This is a genomic window from Nostoc sp. 2RC, from assembly GCF_014222165.1.
Lineage (GTDB): Bacteria > Cyanobacteriota > Cyanobacteriia > Cyanobacteriales > Nostocaceae > Nostoc > Nostoc linckia.
In genome coordinates this window covers 18,168-40,672 of sequence record NZ_JACKZU010000024.1, presented here as the reverse complement: position 1 = coordinate 40,672, position 22,505 = coordinate 18,168, and the positions used below count along the sequence as shown (strand labels likewise).

General features: G+C 39.8%; 18 protein-coding genes. 7 read left to right on the top strand and 11 right to left on the bottom strand.

Annotation, left to right across the window (positions count from 1 at the left end):
- Window positions 1-102 precede the first annotated feature (102 nt).
- A complete protein-coding gene (locus tag GNE10_RS04980; protein WP_099070121.1) occupies window positions 103-1,197 on the bottom strand; it encodes a phosphotransacetylase family protein in 1,095 nt (364 codons plus the stop codon).
- Window positions 1,198-1,785: 588 nt separating this feature from the next.
- The gene (locus tag GNE10_RS04975; protein WP_185563922.1) at window positions 1,786-2,286 is read right to left on the bottom strand and encodes a sterol desaturase family protein; all 501 of its coding nucleotides are present in this window, start codon (window positions 2,284-2,286) and stop codon (window positions 1,786-1,788) included.
- A gap of 913 nt (window positions 2,287-3,199) precedes the next feature.
- Here GNE10_RS04975 and GNE10_RS04970 point away from each other — a divergent pair.
- Complete coding sequence (locus GNE10_RS04970; protein ID WP_096538967.1) at window positions 3,200-3,346, top strand: ribbon-helix-helix protein, CopG family; 147 nt, start codon at window positions 3,200-3,202, stop codon at window positions 3,344-3,346.
- Window positions 3,347-3,575: 229 nt separating this feature from the next.
- Here the strand turns inward: GNE10_RS04970 and GNE10_RS04965 are convergent, their stop codons facing one another.
- Entirely contained in the window at window positions 3,576-3,755 is a 180-nt protein-coding gene (locus tag GNE10_RS04965; protein WP_099070119.1) for a RepB family protein, read from the bottom strand.
- 442 nt (window positions 3,756-4,197) lie between these two features.
- Between GNE10_RS04965 and GNE10_RS04960 the strand changes: the two genes are divergently transcribed.
- Complete coding sequence (locus GNE10_RS04960) at window positions 4,198-7,761, top strand: NB-ARC domain-containing protein (RefSeq protein ID WP_185563921.1); 3,564 nt, start codon at window positions 4,198-4,200, stop codon at window positions 7,759-7,761.
- A gap of 13 nt (window positions 7,762-7,774) precedes the next feature.
- Here the strand turns inward: GNE10_RS04960 and GNE10_RS04955 are convergent, their stop codons facing one another.
- Window positions 7,775-8,911 carry a 3-oxoacyl-ACP synthase III family protein gene (locus tag GNE10_RS04955; RefSeq protein WP_185563920.1) on the bottom strand — a complete coding sequence of 379 codons (1,137 nt, stop codon included), beginning with the start codon at window positions 8,909-8,911 and terminating at the stop codon, window positions 7,775-7,777.
- 13 nt (window positions 8,912-8,924) lie between these two features.
- On the bottom strand, window positions 8,925-10,682 hold the full coding sequence (locus tag GNE10_RS04950; protein WP_185563919.1) for a ScyA-related TPP-binding enzyme: 1,758 nt from the start codon (window positions 10,680-10,682) through the stop codon (window positions 8,925-8,927).
- A gap of 340 nt (window positions 10,683-11,022) precedes the next feature.
- Here GNE10_RS04950 and GNE10_RS04945 point away from each other — a divergent pair, with 340 nt between their 5' ends.
- Entirely contained in the window at window positions 11,023-11,787 is a 765-nt protein-coding gene (locus GNE10_RS04945; RefSeq protein WP_185563918.1) for a haloacid dehalogenase type II, read from the top strand.
- A 321-nt stretch (window positions 11,788-12,108) separates the two neighbouring features.
- Window positions 12,109-12,978 carry a DUF5895 domain-containing protein gene (locus GNE10_RS04940; RefSeq protein ID WP_185563917.1) on the top strand — a complete coding sequence of 290 codons (870 nt, stop codon included), beginning with the start codon at window positions 12,109-12,111 and terminating at the stop codon, window positions 12,976-12,978.
- Window positions 12,979-13,246: 268 nt separating this feature from the next.
- On the opposite strand, the gene GNE10_RS04935 is transcribed toward GNE10_RS04940, so the two are convergent.
- The gene (locus tag GNE10_RS04935; protein WP_185563925.1) at window positions 13,247-14,530 is read right to left on the bottom strand and encodes a murein transglycosylase A; all 1,284 of its coding nucleotides are present in this window, start codon (window positions 14,528-14,530) and stop codon (window positions 13,247-13,249) included.
- Between the two features lie 3 nt (window positions 14,531-14,533).
- Complete coding sequence (locus tag GNE10_RS04930) at window positions 14,534-14,788, bottom strand: hypothetical protein (protein ID WP_099070113.1); 255 nt, start codon at window positions 14,786-14,788, stop codon at window positions 14,534-14,536.
- Window positions 14,789-15,043: 255 nt separating this feature from the next.
- On the opposite strand from GNE10_RS04930, the gene GNE10_RS04925 reads away from it, so the two are divergent.
- The gene (locus GNE10_RS04925; RefSeq protein ID WP_185563916.1) at window positions 15,044-15,262 is read left to right on the top strand and encodes a DUF4278 domain-containing protein; all 219 of its coding nucleotides are present in this window, start codon (window positions 15,044-15,046) and stop codon (window positions 15,260-15,262) included.
- A 640-nt stretch (window positions 15,263-15,902) separates the two neighbouring features.
- Window positions 15,903-17,288: a serine/threonine-protein kinase gene (locus GNE10_RS04920; RefSeq protein ID WP_185563915.1), complete on the top strand. Its 1,386-nt coding sequence runs from the start codon at window positions 15,903-15,905 to the stop codon at window positions 17,286-17,288.
- Between the two features lie 160 nt (window positions 17,289-17,448).
- Here GNE10_RS04920 and GNE10_RS04915 read toward each other — a convergent pair whose 3' ends face one another.
- Window positions 17,449-18,363 (bottom strand): DUF3365 domain-containing protein, encoded by a 915-nt coding sequence (locus GNE10_RS04915; protein ID WP_185563914.1) that lies wholly within the window; start codon window positions 18,361-18,363, stop codon window positions 17,449-17,451.
- 183 nt (window positions 18,364-18,546) lie between these two features.
- Between GNE10_RS04915 and GNE10_RS04910 the strand changes: the two genes are divergently transcribed.
- Window positions 18,547-19,401, top strand: coding sequence for a phosphate/phosphite/phosphonate ABC transporter substrate-binding protein (locus GNE10_RS04910; RefSeq protein ID WP_185563913.1), 855 nt, complete (start codon window positions 18,547-18,549; stop codon window positions 19,399-19,401).
- A 196-nt stretch (window positions 19,402-19,597) separates the two neighbouring features.
- Here GNE10_RS04910 and GNE10_RS04905 read toward each other — a convergent pair whose 3' ends face one another.
- The 3 genes from GNE10_RS04905 to GNE10_RS04895 form a co-directional block, all read right to left on the bottom strand.
- Window positions 19,598-20,002, bottom strand: a complete 405-nt coding sequence (locus GNE10_RS04905; protein ID WP_099070108.1) for a VOC family protein — start codon at window positions 20,000-20,002, stop codon at window positions 19,598-19,600.
- Window positions 20,003-20,017: 15 nt separating this feature from the next.
- Window positions 20,018-20,614: a tRNA-(ms[2]io[6]A)-hydroxylase gene (locus GNE10_RS04900; protein WP_099070107.1), complete on the bottom strand. Its 597-nt coding sequence runs from the start codon at window positions 20,612-20,614 to the stop codon at window positions 20,018-20,020.
- Between the two features lie 538 nt (window positions 20,615-21,152).
- Window positions 21,153-22,325, bottom strand: coding sequence for an RNA-guided endonuclease TnpB family protein (locus tag GNE10_RS04895; RefSeq protein WP_185563912.1), 1,173 nt, complete (start codon window positions 22,323-22,325; stop codon window positions 21,153-21,155).
- Window positions 22,326-22,505 lie beyond the last annotated feature (180 nt).

The window sequence follows — 22,505 nt, the reverse complement described above, 5'->3', positions numbered from 1 at the left end:
TAGGAATGGGGAAAGGGAAAGGGGTAAGGGGGAAAGGGAAAGATTAAATTTATTCCTTTTCCCTTTTCCCTTTTCCCTACCCGAAGGGTTTTGCCCTATGCCCTAAGACAATGCCGTTGCGGGAGTTAAACCGAGTTTAGATAACAAGCGGTCAATGTCAAAATGCTCAACCATCAGTTGGCGAATATACTGAACCTTAATCGGTTCGTGGAGACGGACTTGACCGAAAGTGCGATCGACAATTTCGACTGTGGTAAGGGTGTCTAAGTCAACAGATAAAATCGGAATTTCTAGTTCTTCAGCACGACTGAGAATGAATGGTGGTGGTGGTAGTTGCCCAGTGAGAATTAAACATTGGGTGGAAGTTTCCAAAGCAGCCTGCTGAATTTCGACACGATCGCCTCCTGTTACCACTGCCATATTCCGGCGTTTGCGGAAATATTTCACAGCCGAGTTGACATTCATCGCGCCAATTGCCAGACTTTCTACTAACAAATCCAAGCGATCGTTGCGACACAGAACGTCTGCATTTAATTGCTTCACGAGTTCGCCAACACTCACACTCTTGAGTAAATCGCTGTTTGGTAGCGTTCCCAGCACTGGAATATCCCGCTGTTCTAAAAATGGGCGTAACAGAGTGTCAACCGCTTTTAGTTCTGCCACAGGGATATCATTGATGACGACACCAATCAAGCGATCGCCCATACGCTGCTTAACAGCTAATAATGCCTCAATGGAAAGCAACGATTTATAACGGGCTACTAACAGGACGCCAGCATCTAATACCTCAGCCACTTGTAGTAAAGATAAGTCAAACAAGTTGCCTTCAGACAAATCACCAGGCCCTTCTAGCAATACCAAATCTCCTGGCGACATTTGCGAATATTGCTGTAATAGCAACTGCTGATAATTTGTTTTGTCCTCCCCACGCAAGCGTTTTTGCACATTTAGTTCATCCAAAGCCAGCATTATAGGTGCAACACGGTTTTCGGGCAGATTCAGGCTATGAGCGATGAACTGAACATCTTCTTCAATCACAGTTCCGCTAGACGAATTCAAACACGTACCGAGCGGTTTACCGTAAGCTATATTCAGTCCTTTTTGCTGTAGCTGATGAGACAAACCCAGAACAGTTGCAGATTTACCGCTGTAAGTCTCGGTTGATCCAATCAGCAAATATTTAGGGGATTTGGGCACACATGCACTCCTAATTTCAAAAGTCAGAAGAACCCACTAGGTGTTTCCTAATTCTAGTTCGTTCTGGCAAAAGCCTCTCGCTCCTAGAAACTAGGATTTTTCAGAATATAGCCCTTGGAGCTTGGATGCAATACACGAGGATACACAATAGAAAATTATGTGAAGGGAATTTGCAAAATGATTATTACAGCTCTAGAACTTAGGCAACGCCGATATTCTCATTGCGATCAAAACGGTGTGTAGGGAAGCAATCCCAGTGTCAAGGGGAATTAGTTTGCTATTGCGCTTAAGAGCGAACTGTTGCCTGTTGCCTATTCCCTGTTCCCTTTTAAGCATTGAAACATCGTGGCTTACGCCATCTTGTTTCACATATTTTTATCTTTTTTTATATATAAATTAAAGCCTCGGCTTCGCTCGGCTTTAATCCTGAGCGAAACCGAAGGCTTAAGGGGCTTTAAACTGTAGCAATCCTATTGAGTTTTGAAAAATATTCAATAGTAGCTGTTGACAGTGAACAGTGAACAGTCAACACTCGGTGTTTGGCCTATGCCCGATCTAAAAAATTATTAGTCAAGCAATTGGCTGCGGTTAAATACGAGAATAGCGGAAATGAAGCCTCAGCAGCCGTAACCAGCGCAACCAAATTTGTGCAGGTTGTTCAAAGAAGGTAAAAATGTCGCCAAAACCCAAATTAGTTTTGTGATGATGTAACCAGTGTCTCTCTGGAGTAGTAATAAATAGAATTTGGCACAAAATATTGACAGGCTTTGGAGTTTGCCAACCCAAGACGCTTATGTGTCTCCACCATACATGAAATTGACCAAGCAGTAGTCCAATAATAACGCCAGTGGGGGAAAAAGGCCAGAGAACTACTGCTATGAGTATATAAGGCAAAGCTCCCAAGATCCCATCTAAAAGAACTTGCGGATTAACAGTCAATATAGCGTAGTGACGAAAGTCCTTTTTCCAGGAGTGGTGCGTTTTTAAATGAAGGCTACCGAAAACATGCTCTGGTACGTGGTAAAAGAATGTAGATAGGAAATCGCCAAATAATAGTAATAACCAAGCAACACCGATAGCCTCAAGCATTTTTACTCCTCAGGTTTAGTAACGAAACTCCACAGAAAATATGCAAATTTCATGCTGTCTGCGTAGACGGGTGGTTTCCTACTATGCAATAAGCATTTATGTGTCTTATGAATTTACGGCTCCAGTTAATTTGGTTAACTGAAAGTGTGTGAAATTCAGGATGTTGCAGTTTCATCAATCTACAATCCTGAACACACTAAAAAATTAATGGTAAGAGCCTTGAATTTGGCTTTTACTTTTGTGTCAATAGATATAATACATCTGCAATCCGATGGGAATACCGTATTTTATCATAGTTACTACACAATCTTCTTACTAAGGCATACAGCTTGAGCAAAGATTGAGTTAAAATTAGTACAAATTTAGGTTAAGGCTTGTTTGGACATTTTTGATTGCAAATTAGTTGTAATTCAGCCTCAATTATGGAACTGACTACAACGATAAAACACTCTTTGTCCAAGGAGAGTAAGGTTATTGAAATGAGTAAAGCGGATTGACGATCAAATTGTTAGACAACAAGATCGGGGATATGAATAATTAATTAAATACCGCAGCCAGCAGAGTATTTAATACTACTGAAATATTTTAATGATGTAGTAGATAATGGTATCTGGCTTTTGTGTCTGAATTTTTAGAACTAACGCCCCCAGGCTCTAAATCTAAATTCTCTTATCCCCTCTGAACAAGAAGCGTTGTTTTTTACATAAAAAGCGCTGGTTTCCCACTGTGTAACGCAAAAACTTAGGTGATTAAAAATGCGATTGGATGATAAAGTACAACTGCAATACTAGAATATTTACAAATTATCGTAATTTTAGCGGTATCTTACCACTTCCGAGATTTAGGTTACTTCCTAGTCGGAAAGGTAAAATCAGGTTTTGAAGTTATCAATATACGATTTAACTGTTTGAGCATGAATAAAAAATGGGCCGTTAAGCGAATCACTGTGAACTTGGCATCCAATGAAGCCAAGAATCTTGAAAAATATTGCGAACAAACTGGTAGACCAGCAACGGATGTGATTCGAGAACTCATCCGAGCGTTGCCAGTAATGAAGTAGTTGACAATTTGTTAGTGATGATGTGAAGTGTAACAGCTTAGCAATGGCGTGCTGCGATCGCTTACACTTGGTGCAGTACGCCTTTATGAAGCTGCTTGTGCATGTGTAAAAAAAATGACATAAATATCTTTCTGAGATTGCACAATTTAAAGTCAGAGAATACTTTTCAACTTTAACCTTGGCTATTGTTGGATTCTTAATCTTTGAAACTTAGTGTGAAAACTTCAGGTTATGGTAACGAGCGAATGAGTTCCTCAATCACATCCGTTACTGTTTTACCAGTTTGTTCGCAATACTTTTCAAGGTTCTCGGCTTCATCTAATGCCAAGTTTACGGTAATTCGTTTGGCCGTCCTTTTTTTTGTGGATGTTGCTAGACTAGAAAATTTCTCTACAGCAGTATTACTCATTGTATTGATAGACTAAATATTTACAAACTTTCTTTATCAAGATTGCCAATTCACAACGGTCTTTACCAGTGAAAATCGAGATTTTAAGATTGAACTTAAGCTTTGAGTCCAAATCCAATTACTGAAAAGTTCATGTATTAAGCAACTAACATCACACGTAATTGATTTGGCATTACCCAAATGCAAAAAGCTTTTAGTTAAACAGATGATGTCAGCAATACCCCAGACATGAGATTGTCTATAGAGGAATAGATATTGACTTATATAAATCATTGGATTGCCCAATGTAGCTTTGATCGCTGAACATTTTGGCGTTACACTTTTTTTAAATCCTCTACAATACGGGATTATTTATTGGTTATAAATCTTACTTAATATCTACAGCAACCTCGTAGATAATTCTTTTTAGTCACAGGTGATTAAGTAAACGGTGAATTAATACATGACTTTACAGAATTGGAGACGCAAGCGTGGTGTTGCACTTACTATTAAAGGTTTGCAAAAAATAAAAGAAGCGAAGCATCAGTCAGAGGCAAAGGAAAATTTTGGAAACAGGTACACTCTGGAAGAAATGAGCGCACGGTCTGGATTATATTCAGGTACGATCTCGAAAGTATTGAATCGTGAAGGAGGGGTTGACAAACAGACTATTGAGAAGCTATTTTCGGCTTTTTCATTAAAAATAGATAAAAGCGATTATTCTAGCTCAAATAATCGTCTAGATTGGGGAGAAGCTATATTTACATCAGTTTTTTATGGACGTAGAGAAGAACTGAGTACCTTAGAGCAATGGATTCTTGATGAAGATTGTCGATTAGTGACACTATTAGGAATAGGAGGTATTGGTAAAACGGCACTGTCCGTCAAGTTTGCTCAACAAATTCAAGAAAACTTTGAGTATGTGATTTGGCGATCGCTACGAGAAGCCCCACCTGTTAAAATTATTATCAGTAACTTAATTCAATTTCTCTCTGACGAACAAGAAACAGAAGCTAATTTACCAGAAAGCTTTAACGAACGGCTATCGCGCCTACTTGATTATTTACAAAATAATCGTTGTTTACTGATACTTGATAATGCAGAATCAATTCTCCGTAGTGGTAGCCGTGCTGGAGTTTATCGAGAAGGATATGAGGAATACGGTGAACTTTTCAGGCGGGTAGGAGAAGCAACTCACCAAAGCTGTTTAATGCTCACTAGTCGAGAAAAACCAAAAGAAGTAGCATTACTGGAAGGAGAAACCCTACCTGTTCGCTCCTTAGCATTAAGTGGTTTAAAAGTAGCAGAAGGGCAAGAAATCTTAAAACTCAAAGGACTATCTGCGGCAGAAGATCAATGGAAATTAATGATTGAACGCTATGCTGGTAATCCATTAGCCTTGAAAATAGTTGCCACCACAATTCAAGATATTTTTGATGGCAATGTAACTGAATTTTTACAACAAGACACGGCTGTTTTTGGCGACATTCGTGATGTTTTGGAGCAGCAATTTGAGCGCTTGTCAGATTTAGAAAAGGACATCATGTACTGGCTAGCGATTAATCAGGAGCCGATAACACTAAAAGAATTGCGGGATGATATTATATCACCCATACCACAAGCAAAATTACTAGAGGCTATAGAATCATTGGGGAGGCGATCGCTAATCGAGAAGGCTTCGCCTATGCTCATTGAGAGAGCTAGGCCTGTGGTCGAAAAAACTCGATCGCTGTTTACCCTCCAACCTGTAGTTATGGAATATGTGACTACTAGCTTGATAGAAAAAGCTTGTGAAGAGATTGTCACTGAAAACATTGATTTATTCAGGCGTCATGCTCTAATGAAGGCCACGGGTAAAGATTATGTTAAAGATACTCAAATTCGCCTGATCGTCAAACCAGTTATAAATGGGTTACTTAATGATTTAAGAAGTAAAAAAATTATTGAAAATCAATTAACCAAAATTCTCATAACTCTGCGAAAACAATCTCCTTTAGAGCCAGGGTATACAGCCGGTAATATTTTTAATCTACTTTCTCATTTGGAAACCGATCTAAGTAGGTATGATTTTTCTTATCTAACGGTTTGCCAAGCAGACCTTCGTAATATAAATTTACACAGTACAAATTTCGCGTATGCAAATTTAGCTAAGTCTGTTTTTGTAGAAACCTTTGGTGGTATTTTTTCGGTCACTTTTAGCCCTGATGGAAAACTTTTAGCTACAGGTGATACCAATGGAGAAATTCGTTTCTACAATAGTGTAGATGGTCAACAACTTCTTACTTGCCAGGGACATAGTGGTTGGGTTTGGTCAGTTGCTTTTAGTCATGATGGTTGTGTTCTTGCCAGTGGTAGTAACGACCAAACTATTAAGCTGTGGGATACTAGCACTGGTCAGTGTCTTAAAACTTTACACGGTCACAATTCTGGAGTTAGGTCAGTCGCCTTTAGCGTTAATAGTCGAATGTTAGTAAGTGGTAGTGAAGACCAAACGATAAAGATTTGGGATATCAAGACTGAAAGCTGTCTTTCGACACTCCAAGGTCACAGTGGTGGAATTCAGTCAGTCGCCTTGAGTGGAAATAGTCATTTACTTGCTACAGGTAGTGAAGACCAAACGATAAAAGTCTGGGATATTAACACTGGCAAATGCCTTAAAACACTGCAAGAGCACACCCGTAGGGTATATTCAATTGCTTTCAGTCCTAATAGTAATATCATAATCAGTGGTTGTCATGACCAAACGATAAAGGTATGGGATGTTAACACAGGCAAATGCCTTCAAACACTCGAAGAACACACTAACTTAGTAAACTCAGTTGCTTTTAGTTCAGATGGTACAATGTTTGCCAGTGCTAGTGATGATCGTACAATCAACCTGTGGGATATTAACAATAATGTTTGCTTTAGAACTCTACGAGGACATACTAATAGGGTATGGTCAGTAAGCTTTAGTCCAAACAGTAAGATTCTTGCTAGTAGCAGTGATGACCACACGGTCAAGCTATGGGATATTAGTACTGGTCGTTGTATTAAGACTTTGCAAGGTTATAACAATGGTGTATGGTCAGTCACTTTCAATCAAGACGGTAACATTCTTGCTAGTGGCGGTAATGACCAAACAGTCAAAATGTGGGATACTATTAGTGGAAAATGTATAAAAACTCTACGAGGACATAGTAATCGAGTTACGTCAGTTGCTTTTAGTCCTGATAGTAGCATTGTTGCTAGTGGCAGTGAAGATCAAAGCATAAAGTTATGGAATAGTAGCACTGGTAAATGTTTCAAAATTTTCCAAGAACACACTAACAGAATTACATCAGTTACTTTCAGTCACGATGGTCATTTTCTTGCCAGTGCAAGTGATGACCAAACAGTAAAACTGTGGAATGTGACCACTGGTGAATGCCTTAAAAGTTTTAAGGGTCATAGTGGTAGAGTATGGTCAATCTCCTTTAGTCCTAACGATAATGTCTTAGCTAGTGCCTGTCATGACCAAACAGTAAAGCTGTGGAATGTGGCTACTGGTGAATGCCTTAAAAGTTTTGAGGGTCATACTGACTGGGTTTGGGCAGTTGCTTTTAGTCCAAATGGTTGCATAGTTGCTAGTGGTAGTGGAGATCAAACAGTGAAGCTGTGGGATATTACCACAGGAAAATGCCTTAAAACTTTACAAGAGCATACCAATTGCATATACTCAGTTGCCTTCAGTGTGGATGGACGAATGCTTGCTAGTAGTGGTGGTGACCAAACTGTGAAGCTGTGGGATATTACCACAGGAGAATGCGTAAGAACTTTGTTGGGACATACAAGATGGGTCTGGTCGGTTGTTTTTAGTTCTGACGGTCAATTGGTTGCCAGTTGCAGTGAAGATGAAACAACTAAGCTTTGGGATATCAAAACAGGTGAATGTTTGAAAACTCTCAAAAGCGAAGGGCCCTATGAGGGCATGAATATTAGTGGTGTATTGGGTTTAACTGAAGCTCAGAAATCTACGCTGAAAATTTTAGGAGCGATAGAGTCATAAGTTACAGACAACTTTAACAACAAAGGAGGCTTGTATTTTTAAGGTCTTGCACTGTTAAGTCATTTTTCTTGAAGGGATCGCAACCCAAAGCAACATTTCCCCAACGCATGACATTTGCTGAAGCACCACCCACTGCTCCAGAACCATAAATCAGAACTAGATCGTTTTCCTGAATTTTGCCCAACTGTACAGCATGGTATAAATTGGCTACGGTCAGTACCGGCCCAATATTTGCATATTGAGGGTAAAGATTGATTGTACGCTTTGGATCGATACCTAATACGCGCGTGCTGAAATTTGTAACCCAAGCTGTAGGTGTATTAAAAAGAAAAAAATCTATTTCTTTAAGAGTTATACCAGCAGCCGCAACAGCACCCTCACAACATTGACGAAGAAACTCAGGAGCAGTTGTAGCTAAAGCTTTCGCACCCTTACCCATTTGCATACGGACTTGTGGATTGTTTTGCTCATCTTTTGTGACTTTAGCAAACAGAACTTCATTCAATGCAGCAGTATGAACGGTCTTTGTACCAAGAATTCCCTGGTTATCTTCTAATGCACCAACTACGAAAGCGCCAGCACCGTCGCTAGTAAACCATGAGAATGTATCATCCTCGTCAAAAAAGCGAGAATACGTACAAGAAATTACTACTAGTACATTGCGATATTCTCCTGCTTTCACCAAAGCACTGGCAGTTTGAAGGGCAACTGGAGTACTTCCACAGGTTGCATCAAGATTCCATGCAGCACCTTGAAGACCTAGTTGACGGGCAAGGAAAGCGGCATTGCCAAATCCAATTTGTTCGGGCCAAACTGAGGAAACAATCATTAGTTCAACGTCCTCAGGAGCCAGCTTAGCTGCATTGAGAGCGTCCATTGCAGCACGATACTCTAGTGTCAGGGAAGACTCATCAGGCCCAAGCACCCATCGCTCAACAGTGCCGCGAAAGGGATCTGATAGATAAGGCAACATTTCTTGTTCAAATTCGTTACTTGCAGTTGACTCAGTGAGCGAAAATAACTTTGCAAAGCCTTTTTCCTCGGCTTGAGTAACTATCTGTGGGTATTTTTCTATGTAATAGTCATTTGTGCGTTTGATACTTGGAAGGCTTAAAGCGATCGCACGAATACCGACTGGAGAATAAACCATATATCATCTACTCTTAATAATTTGTAGCGCCTTGTAAAATCAAACTCTGATTACGACTTTCAGATGGTGGTATTTGGTTGGGATCGATAATTACGTCTACGACAAATGGGCCTTTTGCTGCGATCGCTTTTTCTAGGGCTGCTTGAACATCGGACTCGCTTTCTACTCGAATACCTTCTGCTCCCATTCCCTGAGCAATCTTGACGAAATCTGCCTGGGGAATGCTTGCATCCGCATCATTGAACCCTAGATATGCCATTCCTTGTTGGCATATATTGTAGCGTCCATCATTGAGTACAATCCACACGGCGGGAACTTGATATTTTACAGCTGTGTTTACCTCACTATTCATCAACATGGCTCCATCTCCCACAATGGCAACAGCCTTGGTATTTCCGGCCAAAGCTGCACCCACTACACCCGTGACAAAATGCCCCATAGACCCAAATCCATTACTGATGCGGTAACGATTTGGCGTACTAAATTGCAGCAGATGAATCACCCAGGCAAACGAATTCCCCGATTCTGCCATCACTAATGCATTACTGCCATCAACAATTACTTGTTGAATTACATTCATGAGGAATTCTGGTCGTACTAAACTCTCGGTATGTGGCTTGATGAAATGGCGCTTAAGTATGGGCACAGACTGAATTTTTGAGATTCCAGAAGCATCAGGAAAATACTTGAGTAAAGCTTTGACAAACACTCCCACATCGGACTGGATGGCTAAAGTTTTGGCAGCTGGATATGCTGTTCCTGGTACTTGGGGATCGATATCAACATGGACAAACCCCTGACAAGGAATCATCGAAGGGTTCCAAAAGGAGGTAAATTCACCAAGACGTGTTCCCAGCACTAGCACGCGCCTTGGACGTTCCTCGTGCATATATCTCAAAACTGACTCATGCCCACCAAAGCCCGTGACACCTACGAACTGAGGATGGTCTTCTGGAAAGATACCCTTGCCCCGTGGCGAACACATAACAGCAGCCCCAGTCCTCTCAGCCAGCTGGCGAATTTCTTTTGCCGCGTTTCGTGCCCCAAAGCCCAACCAAATCGCAAAAGAACCTTCAGATAGCAACTGGGCACATTGGGCGATTGTCTCTTGGGTGACTGTTACCACACCGTGAGACAGATTTACTTGTGGCAAAGATATGTTTAGCGAACTTGTCTGGATGTTTGTAGGAATACTCAAATGGGCTACAAATCCTCCCGGTTGTGCTAGTCCCAGGGCAAGCCTTTGAGAAATCTCTGGAAGTTCGTTGCTAGATTCAAGGGTAGTTGCGTAATTAAATACTGAACCAGAAGTAAAAATACCTGCACCAGGCATAGTATATGTACTGGTTTCCTGAATAGCCCAACGTCCCCGCTGTGGTGCGGAGGTGGAAGCTGAGACCAAAATCACCTTAGCCCCCTCCCAACGAGCAGCTAGCAATCCTGTTAAAGCGTTGGTAATTCCTGGCCCTGTGGTAGTGAACACTACAACTGGGCGATCGCTAGCAAAGTACGCCTCAGTGGCCGCAAAAGCGGCTCCAGCCTCGTGTCGAAAATGCAACATCTGAATAGAACTTTGGTGTAGTGCAGCCCATAGTGGGGCGATCGCACCTCCAGAAACACCAAAAGCATACTCAACTCCCAGATTTTCTAGAATTTTAACTACCGCTTCTGCTACCAAAAAAGGTCTGGGTGGCTTACTATGAGATTGCTGTTCAGTTGAGTCTAGTTCTGTATTAGTATCTGCTTTTATATCCTCAGATTTAGCATCCATAGAAACTATCTTAGGAATATTTTTCTGTGTTTTGTAGCATTATCTCACATATGTAGCCTTAACTAAATATTTATTACCAATATTGTATGGAATGCTTTATTGATAAGGGTTTTACTATACTTTATTTTTATTTACATAGTTTAGTTTTATTGTACCGTTCTACTTAGCGAGCTTTCGAGAGTTTGGTATTTTCTGATGTATCTACTTAAACCAGACTTATCTAGAAGAGAAATGTTTAAAGACTTTAAAAACGCAAGATATAGGTAAAATTAGATAAATTTATCTGCTTTCTGGCTTTTGAAAACTCAATCCAATTAATCAAAGTCTGGGGTATAAAAAAGTGATTGACTTCAATAGGTACAAAGCTTTAACCTTCGATTGTTATGGAACCTTAATCGATTGGGAGAGTGGTATTTTAGGGGCCCTCAAGCCTGTGCTGCTGTCACACAACCAAAACTTAGATGACAATCAAATTTTGGAACTTTTTGCCCAGTTAGAAGCAGAAATCCAACAAGGAGAATTTATCAAGTATCGAGAAGTTTTGCACAGAGTGGTCGAAAAACTTGGTGAAAAAATTGGATTTGAGCCAACTAATGACCAGATAAATTCACTTCCTGATTCAATTCAGTATTGGCAACCTTTCCCAGATACAGTTGAGGCACTTAAAACTCTCAAGCAAAAGTTCGGGCTGGTAATCATATCAAATATAGATGACGATTTATTCGCTTTTTCAGCAAAGCATTTGGAGGTGGAATTCGATGAAATCATCACGGCACAACAAGTAAAAAGTTACAAACCTTCCTTAAATAACTTCAAAGTTGCTATTGAGAGAATTAATCTACCCTTGGAAGAGATATTACACGTTGCGGCTAGTGTTTATCACGATATTGTTACAGCCAAATCTTTAGGACTATCGACAATCTGGGTAAACCGTCGAGCAGGGCAACAAGGAACAGGTGCTACTGTATCAGCATTGAGTCAACCTGATTTAGAAGTCCCTGATTTGAAGACCCTCGCGGCTTTGAGTTTGGGAGAGTGGGGAGTGGGGAGTGTGGGAGATGAGGGAGAGGGGGCAGACAAGGGGACAAGGGAGACAAGAGAATAAATCCTGATTGTACTAGTCATCAGTTATCAGTCATCAGTCAACAGTCAACATGCCCAATGCCCCATGCCCCATGCCCCATGCCTGTTGTTAAAAAACGAAACAGGGATTGCAACATAGATTGATTCTGCCTTACTCTGGAAAAACTACTATGGCAGTTTGGTGCGACGTTCGGTAGCTCTTTTTGGCATTAAATTACACCATAGCGTTGGACTAACTGTAACCTAGTTGTTTTTAAATTTGAAGACAGCACATAACTGTCTCACCAAAATCAGCTTCCTGCCGATAAACTTGTTCAAGAAAACACTTTGATAGCCTAAAACGATGAAAGCATCTGCTAATTTCGACTTTGAAGACGATAAATTTAATGCACCGCCTTCTCAAGTCATCCCCTGGTGTCAGATGATTAATCCTCGGTATGGCGCAGATGGTATGCAATCTTACGGTTTGGCGCTGAAACTTGACAATGCCAATGCTGTGGGCTTTGTACCAGATGAAAATTGGCAGCAAGTAGAGCATGAATTTAGCTCTGGTGTGGAAACTGTCTTTATCAGCACGACTCCACGCTTGGTTATAGTGCGACGGGGGCCGTTATCTGTGAAAGACCGGGAAACGGGTCTCAAACTGGGTACGCTCAAAGATAACTATGATGCTTTTTTAGCAGACAAACTTAAATTTAAAACTTTTACTCGTTATCTAATTTTTATAGTGGGAGAGAATAAAAAGTTTTTACATCAATCACCACTACAGTTAACACTTAATGGCGCGGCTGGAGCTAGTTTCAGCAAAACTTACTGCGAGTTTCAACAAGGGAAAATAGTTAGTGGATTCCTTGCAGAACTGGAAAAGGCTTATGCTGTATATCGCAAGCAACCCTTGTCACCAAAAGGCCCTTTATTCCACGCCCACGGAATTTTTTGCCCGATTATTGAGTGTGAAGAAAGAGGCATTGAACCAAATACCGTTTTAGTAGCTTCAACTGTGGATTACAAACATCCAACGGTAGGAACTTTAACACAATATTTAATTGCTTCGGATTCTGTAGAGTCTGCAATGATTTGCAAAATTTTTGAAGAACACAAAGAATTTGGCAAGGAACCTGTGAAATCAGAAACCCCGAAAATGGCAATGGCAGGGGTTTCTGGTTCTTACGTATATGCTGATGAAGATGATTTTGCTTATCCGCCGTATTAGGGAGAGTTAGGAGTTAGGAGTTAGGAGTGAGGAGTGAGGAGTTGGAAGTGAGGAGTGATATCATGTTCGGGTGAAGACTTATCATTAGGACTGACGCGGGGACGCAAAGACGCGGAGACAAGGGAGAATTTTTAACAATAAGTGATTATCCGAACTTGATATGAGGAGTGAAAAATTAGGAGTTATGAATTAATAACTCTAAACTCCAAAATCCTAACTCATAACTTATAACTCTTAACTTCTCACTTTTAACTCCTAACTCCTAACTTTATTCTTTGAGCAATAAATAATATAGTGAACCATTACCGCCTGTGATGCCAGCACGATCGCCTGCTAATTTCCCAGATCCCATAAAGTAATCTACTCGTCCGGGGCCTTTGATGGCGCTTCCTGTGTCCTGATCGAGGACAAAGCGGCTGACAGCACGCCTTTCGAGTTTGCCGCCAGTGGCGGGGTAGGGGAATGAATTGTAAATTAGTGCTAGCGCTCCCGGAGGCATGAGAGACTTATCTGTGGCAATGGAACGTTCTGCTGTGACTGGCACATGAATACTGCCGGTAGCTGGTCTACCTCCTGTTTCTTGGAAGAAAATAAATCTTTCCCACCGTGGCAGATAATTATTCAACTCCTGGGGTTTTTGCCGGAAGTAACTAATCAAACGTGGCATTGTCAATCCTTCTAAGGGGAGTTTGCCATCTTTAGCTAGTTCTTTGCCGATACTAGTCCAAGGGTAATCAGTTCCGCCGGCATAACCAACAGAGGTTGTTTTGCCATTAGTTAATTTAATTTGGGCAGAACCTTGAATATGTATCATATATGCATCTAGGCGATCGCGAAACCAAAGTATTTCTAAACCGCTCAGTTGGCTTTTTTTGCCTAATAAACCATCCTTTCCTTCCAAATCAATTCGTTTGGGGTGGGGTTTAGCCCATTGGTTGAAATCAGGTGGTAACCGATAAAGAGGATACTTATATGTTGCAGTCCTGACACGGCTAGCAGTGTAAACAGGCTCGTAGTAGGCAGTGAATTTAACAGTACCCTTGCCATCATTGCCTACAGACTGGTAAAAATCAAACTCCCGCCGCACAGCAGCTTGTAATTGGGCTGGAGACTTAGAACTAACAATTAGTTGGCGAAAACGTAATAAACTGCGGCGCACGCGATCCAGCGTAATTTCCTTAATAGGATAATTTTGATATGCTTTGATCGCCTCGTCCTTTGCTAAGTAACGCAAACTGTTGTCAATAGAAGCCAATAGAGCAAGGCGATCGCCTCCGGTGGGCGAAGCGCCAACGCCTGTTTTACCCGTTTGACCCCAAATTTGGTCATCCCAACCCAAGCAACTCTGCCGCAGCGTACAATCAGTTCCGATGGCAACTGGTTTTAGCGGTGGTGTTACCTCAGGTGTACTTGGCGCTGGCAGAGGTGGCAGTTCGGGAGTAGTCGGTATTGGCAAGGGCTGTAAATTAGGAACCTGAGCAATACCCGACAGCATAGGATTTACAAAGGCGATTCCCAGACTCATGGAAAGTAAAGCAAGGGTTTTTCTCATCATTTAGTTGAATCTTTCAACGCTGGAACTAAAAACAGGTTCTACCCGGATTGCGACAATCCGAGAAGGGCGTACTACCATATACTCCCCCTGAATATTCTTGATCGGGACGCTAATAAAGTCACTGGAACCAGATTTGGGCACAAGTTCGCCACTATACCACTTTTGAAACTCTTGAATAGTAGGAAAACGTACTTCTTCACGGTGGCCAGTTTCCAGTAGAAGGTATACGGCGTACTCATTTGGAGTTCTAGGCATAAGATTGAATCATTTAAAAAACATTCAACCCATTGTTAACCACGTTACCCCAGAATGCAAAGGGTAGGCATACGGGAGATGGCGAAGGGGGCAGGGGAAGCAAATGCACCATGCCCTATGCCCTATGCCCTATGACTTTTCACTTTAGACGGCTAATGCTTTAACCTGTTCCTGAAAAAGTTTGCATAACTGTCCAATTATCTTCTGATAATTCATCAACATTATTGGATAACATTTATTCAGGAGGCAAAAATTATGAAACTTCACTATCGTGGTTTGAGTTATGAATATAACCCCAGGCAAGTTGGCAGTAAAAAAACACAACAAGCGCTTACGTCTGGTCATAATTTGACATATCGTGGCGTTAGTTATCTTGTTGAGGAAAATTCCACATTCAACGAAGTTCCTCAAGCACCGCTAGCTTATAAGTTGAGCTTTAGGGGAAGCGGTTACTTTGTAAATAAAACTGCATAAACAGAATTCACTTTAGTTTTGAAACCAATAAGTACTAAAGAATTCTGGATACTAAGAGCTAATTCGTCAAAAAAATCTTAAGGATACTAAACTAATTGCTAAGTCTGAGTTTCAGTAAATAAATGTTGTATGGAATTAATTTACTGAAACCGTTATTAGACAAGTACTTTACTTAAGTTTACCCCATTAGCTCTTAGGCTCAAATTTAAACATAATTTTTCAGGAAAAATAAATATTTAAAAAATTCTGGAATTTTAACAATAATTAAATATAGCAATCCCAAATAATTTGTGAAATATTACGTATTGGAGTTGTTGACTGTCAACAGTCAACACCGATATTCTTCGTAATTGAAATATGATTGCTATATTTACACCAATTATCTAAAATTTGCCAACATATTTAAAGCCCCAAACTTAGATAGAGTCATAATTGTTGAATTTTGAATTTTTGAATTTGTATTTAAGTAATTCAACATAATTAAACGTCAAATTTAATTACAAACTGAACGTAGTATAGCGAAGGAATCGCAAAAAATCTATCCTACATTTTTTAAGGTTGATTACTTACTTGTTCAAAAAATTTTTCTAGAGCTGGTAGTTGTGCCAAGATAAATTTGAGGACTTAAGCAAGTAACACAATGTTAGGACAGTTATTAGACGGACGTTACCAAGTCCTTCAAGTTTTAGGTGGAGGAGGGTTTGGTCAAACCTACATTGCCCAAGATACCCACAGGCCGGGTTTTCCGAAATGTGTAGTCAAACACCTCAAGCCAGTCACTCCCAGTCTTGAATTTCTCCAAACTGCCAGACGGCTATTTACCAGTGAGGCGGAAACACTAGAACAACTGGGAACCCATGACCAAATTCCTCGGCTTTTAGCGTATTTTGAACACAACCAAGAGTTTTTCTTGGTGCAAGATTTCATTGAAGGGCATACTCTCAAAGCAGAACTACCTCCCAACGGACGTTGGACAGAAGATGAAGTAATTCAACTCCTCAAACAAATATTGGATATTCTGCAATTTATTCACAGCCATAACGTTATTCATCGGGATATCAAGCCAGACAATATAATTAGGCGGCAACAAGATGGTAAGTTAGTGCTGATTGACTTTGGTGCAGTCAAACAAATGCAAACTCAACTCCTGACTGTTTCAGGGCATTCTGGGGCTAGTATTATTATTGGCACTCCAGGTTACATGTCTACAGAACAGGGACAAGGTAAGCCACGCCCCAACAGTGATATTTATTCGTTGGGTATTATTGCTATCCAAGCGTTGACGGGTTTACATCCGACAAACTTTGAGGAAGATTCAGATACAGGAGAAATTTCTTGGCAGCATCAGACTAATATCAGTTCTGAGTTGGCTTTGATTATATCTAAGATGGTGCTACACCACTTTAAACAACGCTATCAGTCTGCGGCTGAAGTTCTACGCATACTTGAGCATCTCCATCGCAAAGTAGAAGTGCGATCGCCCCAACCTCCACATTTTACACAACCCCCTCAAACTTCACTTGCTCAACAAAACTCAATTGGCTATTCGGCTGCTGCTATCTTGTCTCCAGAAAATTACAAACGCTTAGAAAAAATTCTTTTGGAATTAGTCGGCCCTGTTGCCCCAAGATTACTGCAACAAGTTACAACTTCAGCAGCCAATTACGAAGAATTAATTAGTCAATTGAAAGTTTATTTGCGAGGGAATCAACTTGTTGATTTTCATAACAAAACAACATTTTTATTCGAGAAACCTACTTTAATCCAAGAATTAACTGTTAAATCTGAATATTCATCCATTAGTTCAAATAATTCCCCAAATCAAGAAGAAGCTATTAACGACAAATTTATCGAAAAATGCGAACGCGAATTAGCTGATTTAATCGGCCCAATCGCAAAATTTCTAGTCCAAAAAGCTCTTAAATCTTCTGGACAAATTTCTCGCACAGAACTAGTAAAAATTTTAGCCTCAAAAATTCCTGAAGCTCAAAAAGCCTTGCAATTTGAGCAACGTTTACTTTCTTAAATTGGGCAAATAAAGGGCAAGGGGAAAGGAGAAAGGGCAAGGGGCAAAGGGCAAAGGGCAAGGGGCAAAGGGCAAAGGGCAAAGGGCAAAGGGGAAAAGAAAGATCCCTGCTTTAACCTTTAACCTTTTCCCTTTAACCTTTTCCCCTGTCCACAACTCTTTAACTCTGATTATTCAACATATCCATAGCTATTCTTAAGCTGGATTTCATACGATTAAATGCTTCTGCTAATCCACCAATTTCATCATTAGATATCTCTTCAAAATCAGCAGTCATGTCACCAGTGCTAACTCTTTGTGCAATTTTTTCAATTCTTTTGATTCGTTGAATTACGGCTTTTTTAATTAAAAAATTAATCAAGAAAATTATAATTGCAAAGATAGTAATCAAAAGCCCCATAATCAATATCCAAGTACGTTTGGCATTGGCAAAAATTTCTTCTGAAGGCACAGAAATTATTTGAGCAGAGACAATGTCATTGAGTTTCCAGCCAAAACCATTTTCTGAGCCATAAGTTGCCAATTGGCTTTTAGGGGCCTGATCTGGTGTAGAATGACATCGTAAACATTGCTGCTGTGTAATTTTGAGTGGTCGCGCAATGTAAAACACTTCCTGTTCTGACAAGGTGCGAAAGCCAGTAATTTCTAAGGTGTTTGGTTCGTTGCGAAAACGCTCTACAAGTTGAGTTTCAAAGGTATCAGCTTTATCTGCTAAATTTGTGGGATTAAGTGTTGCATCTTTATGAAAAAAGTTTTTATATTCAGCTTTTTTGCGAAAATTCTCAAAAACTTCTTTTGATGAAAAAGTTGGCACTATTTCAGGCATGAATGTAGGATTGGTTTCTAGTCTAGGTGCTAATAAGGGATCTATCCGAACCTGTGTATAGTTTCTAACTGCATTCACCATTTGAATGAGAATCTGCGCTTGGGAAGTAACTTCATTTTGCGCTCTTCCCTGAAGTACACTGGATAAGGCAAGTCCACTTCCCAAAATACTCACGATGAAAACTAATATTAAAAGTAAATTAAATTTCGACCCTATTTTTAAGTTTTTTAACGTAATGTTGTTTAACATAACTTAAGTAACAAAGGTGGCATACAAGATTGTTTAATATTTATTTATACCTATTAAAAAAGTGGCGATCGCCCAATTAATAAATATTAATTTTTTGTCGTATTTTCGTCTCTTGAAGCTGGAAATAAGTTTATTTAAATTTAGTTCTCTAACTCAAGTTATTTTCTCAATCATAATTTAGTGATGGTTTCGCGATTTCCCCGTCGTTTATTTCTGTTTCATTTGCTAGGTTTGACATTCGCTAGTTGTCAACCAAGACGAAAGTTTCAAGGCCCGTTAACTATTGGTGTTATTAACTATGGTGGAGGCGAACAAATAATTAATCAATATGCTAAATTTAATAATTATTTGGGTGAAAAAACAAGCTCATATATTCAATTAGAGCCTGCTTTTAATGAAAACAAAGCAGTTGAGCGCCTTCAGGCTCGTGCTTGGTCTTTGGTCTTTGCGCCACCAGGTTTAGCAGCTATCAGCATCGCACGTTACCAATATATTCCTTTATTTCCTTTAGTAGGTATTAGTAATTTGCGTTCAATTTTTGTTGTTCGCAAGGACAGTTCAATCTCTGAATTAAAACAACTACAAAATCAAACACTAGCTTTAGGTCAGTTAGGTTCAGCAACTGGATATTATTTTCCCCTTTACAACCTTTATGGTACGATTTTATCTGAAATATTGTTTGCACCTACACCAAAAGCAGGGCTGGAATTAGTAGCTCAAGGTAAAGCCAGCGCTTGTGCAGTATCCGAAGCTGATTTGAGTATTTACGCTCCACAGTTGAGAGGGACAGAATTCCGAGTCCTATTTAAAGATCCCCACTACGTACCACTGGGTGTGGTTTTAATTGGGCCTAATGTAGAGCGTAACCGTCAAGAATTCATCCGCAAAGTAATGAGTGATTTACCTTCAGGTTTAGCTCAAGAAGTTGGCTATGTACCCAACGGACAAGTACCGGATTATAAATATATGATTTCTGTGGTGGATCGAGTGAGTTCAATTGCTTCTAATTTGCAGACTAAACCTGTGCGTTTATTTTAATTAGAAAAGTCAATATAGGGAATAGGGAATAGGGAATAGGCAATGGGCAAGGGGCAATAGAGCAATAAAGGCTTTGGATATAGAGGTTTTCCAAGCAGCTTATTTATGTACTAAACTATCCGTCAAATATTTAAATTTTGTTTGAATTTGTAATCCAAAATCCAAAATTTAAAATCTAAAATGTTGTGAGTTATTTTTAACTAACAATTCCCAAATTGTTATAAACTTCGATTAAATTTCCATCAGGATCGCGAAAATGGGCTGTGCGGATTCCCCAATCTGGACGGTCTGTGGGTGGAGTGACAACGATCGCATTACCATTTTTAACTTGTTCATAGACCTCATCCACGTTATCCACTGCGAAAATCAAGACAATTTTATCTCGATTGACAACGTAGGAAGGTTGATCGATTCTTGGGACTACTTGAGCCATTAATTCCTGTTTGAATAAACCGAGTTTGAGATGTCCGGTGTTCAATTCAGCATATCCGCTATTTTCATCGCCCCAATCGACATCAAACTTTAGCAGATCTCGGTAGAACAAAAAAGAATCTTTGTAGTTGGAGACAAGCAATCTCAAGTGTGTTAGCTGAAGCTTCATAGTGACCTTGGTCTACTAACTGTGAATTCTAGGTTCTGGATGCAAAGTCGCCAGCAGCTCACTTTCAACAATTGCTAATTCATCAAGGCGTTGCATGACAATTTCTTTGTCGAAGTAAGTAGCAGCTAAAACCCAATATATACCGTAGTGGCGCGCTTCGGACGCCATGAGACCGCGATAAAATTTTGCTAATTCTGGCTCTGGACAGTAAGCAGCCAATAATCCCAGACGTTCGTGACTGCGAGCTTCGATTAAGCCAGTGACTAGTAAGGAATCTAAAAATCGTTGGGGTTCTTGAGGACGTACAGCAGCTTTTAAACCCGCTCCATAAGGTGGTGGTGGTAGGGGAGCTAGGGGAATATTCCGCCGTTCTAGCCATTGGTTAACTAGCTCGAAGTGTTCTAATTCTTCGCGGGCGATCGCTGTTAGTTCCCGTACCATTTTAGTATTGGAAGGGTAGCGGAACATAAAGTTCAAGGCCACGCCTGCGGCTTTGCGTTCGCAGTGGGAGTGGTCGAGTAAGATGATATCTAAGTTAGCGATCGCTTGTTCGATCCAAGCAGAACTTGTGGGCTGTTTTAGGGCGTTGATAGTTGGTAACTGACTAAGCACATCACAAAAATCTAAAATTGCAATTTTGCTGAGTACCCCAGCAAACTGATTTTACAGCAGAATTTTCCAAGGGAATAGGGAAATTACCATAACTAAAATTAGAGGATTGTCAACAGGATGTATTAAAATTTCGCAGTTTCCACTATCTCGTTTCTAATATTTTGATTTTTTTGTGTATCAACTTGGCGCTGGCAGTAGACTAACTTTACTATTTTTGAAGTTTTGCAATTCTTAATTCTTCTTGATTTATTTATCCAATAAAGCTATTAAGAACTTATCTAAAAATCATATTTTATTTTCACCAAGCTAGTGGTCTATCGTATTAATTTTGAAGGTAAAAAAAACGTAGACGCGTAGCGGCTTGCCGCAGGCTACCACAAAGGACGCAAAGAGCGCAAAGGAAGAAAATCTTTCTCTTTCTTTGCGTACTTTGCGTACTTTGCGGTTCCTTACTTAAAACTCTCAGAACTAATGAAAAAAGACCAGTGACATCTCCTACACTTCCCTTCGGGCAAGTGTAGGCTTCTCAGCGACTCCTCTATGAGGACATTAACTGAGCTTTAAGACCGTGTGCCCCACGGTTCTTTATGTTTATAGCTGCATTCAAGTCCCTGCACAAACTAGTATGACAAACAGGACAATTGTGCATTCTTTGAGATAATGGCTTTTTAACTATGTGACCACAGTTAGAACACTCTTGACTAGTACCATTTGGTTTAACAGTTATTACTTTCAAACCAGCATTTTCGGCTTTGTTTGAAAGTATTGTTATAAACTGTCCCCATCCGGCATCATTGACGCTTTTAGCCAGTCTTGTTTTAGCTAGTCCTTTAATATTCAAATTTTCAACAGCAACTACATCATATCTATCAAGTAGTGATTTGGCTGTTTTAAAGTGAAAATCTTTTCTAGTATCTGCAACTTTTTTGTGCTGTTTACCTAGTTTTTGAATAGCTTTTTTACGACGATTAGAACCTTTTTTACATCTTGACACTTTACGCTGTGTTGACTTTAATCTACGTTCAGCTTTACGTAAATGTTTTGGTGCAGCAATTCTAAAACCATCGGAAGCCACATAGAAATCAATTAATCCAACATCAATACCAACGATATTATCAGGATTGAAATCAGGTTTAACTGTGGGGACTGTTTTATCATCAAGGCTCAGGGTCACATAGTAACCATCTGATTTCTTTGTAACAGATACAGTCTTAATGTCAAAGCAATCTGGTATTGGTCTATGGAAAATTACCTTAACTTCTCCAATCTTTGACAGCGTAATTTTGTTGTTAACAAAGTGATGCTGTTTAAATTGAGTATAAGTAAAAGTTTTATATTGTCCTCTAACTTTGAATCTAGGTCTACCAGACTTCTTCCCGTTAACGTCACCTTTTAACCATCTGTCAAAAGCTAATTCAACTTTTTTAGGGACTTCCTGTAATACTTGGGAGTGAATCTCTTTGTGCCAGGGTCTATTTATTTTGAGTTGCACCAAAGACGCTTTTTGGTTGTAGTAGTTAGGTTGTTCCTTTAATTCTGGTAAGTGGCAAATTAGCGGACATCTATCGATAGAACAGCGATTAAACTCATACCAGTCAAACCTTTGAGCAAGCAAATAATTATACTGGCAACGTAACATTTCCAAAGTTTTATCTATTTTTTGTGCTTGCTCTTTAGTGGGTTTGATTTTGTACTGATATGACGTTTTCATTACTTTATCCTTGTTTTCGACCTATATTTAGGGTTACATAAATGTAAGGACGTTGTACTGGTATTAATGAAAAATAAAACATTAAATTTAAGGATATCTGAGCGCAGATTAAATAAATTACGATTATATGCGAGTCAAAACGACAAAACTATGACTCATGTAATTGAAGACTTTATTGAC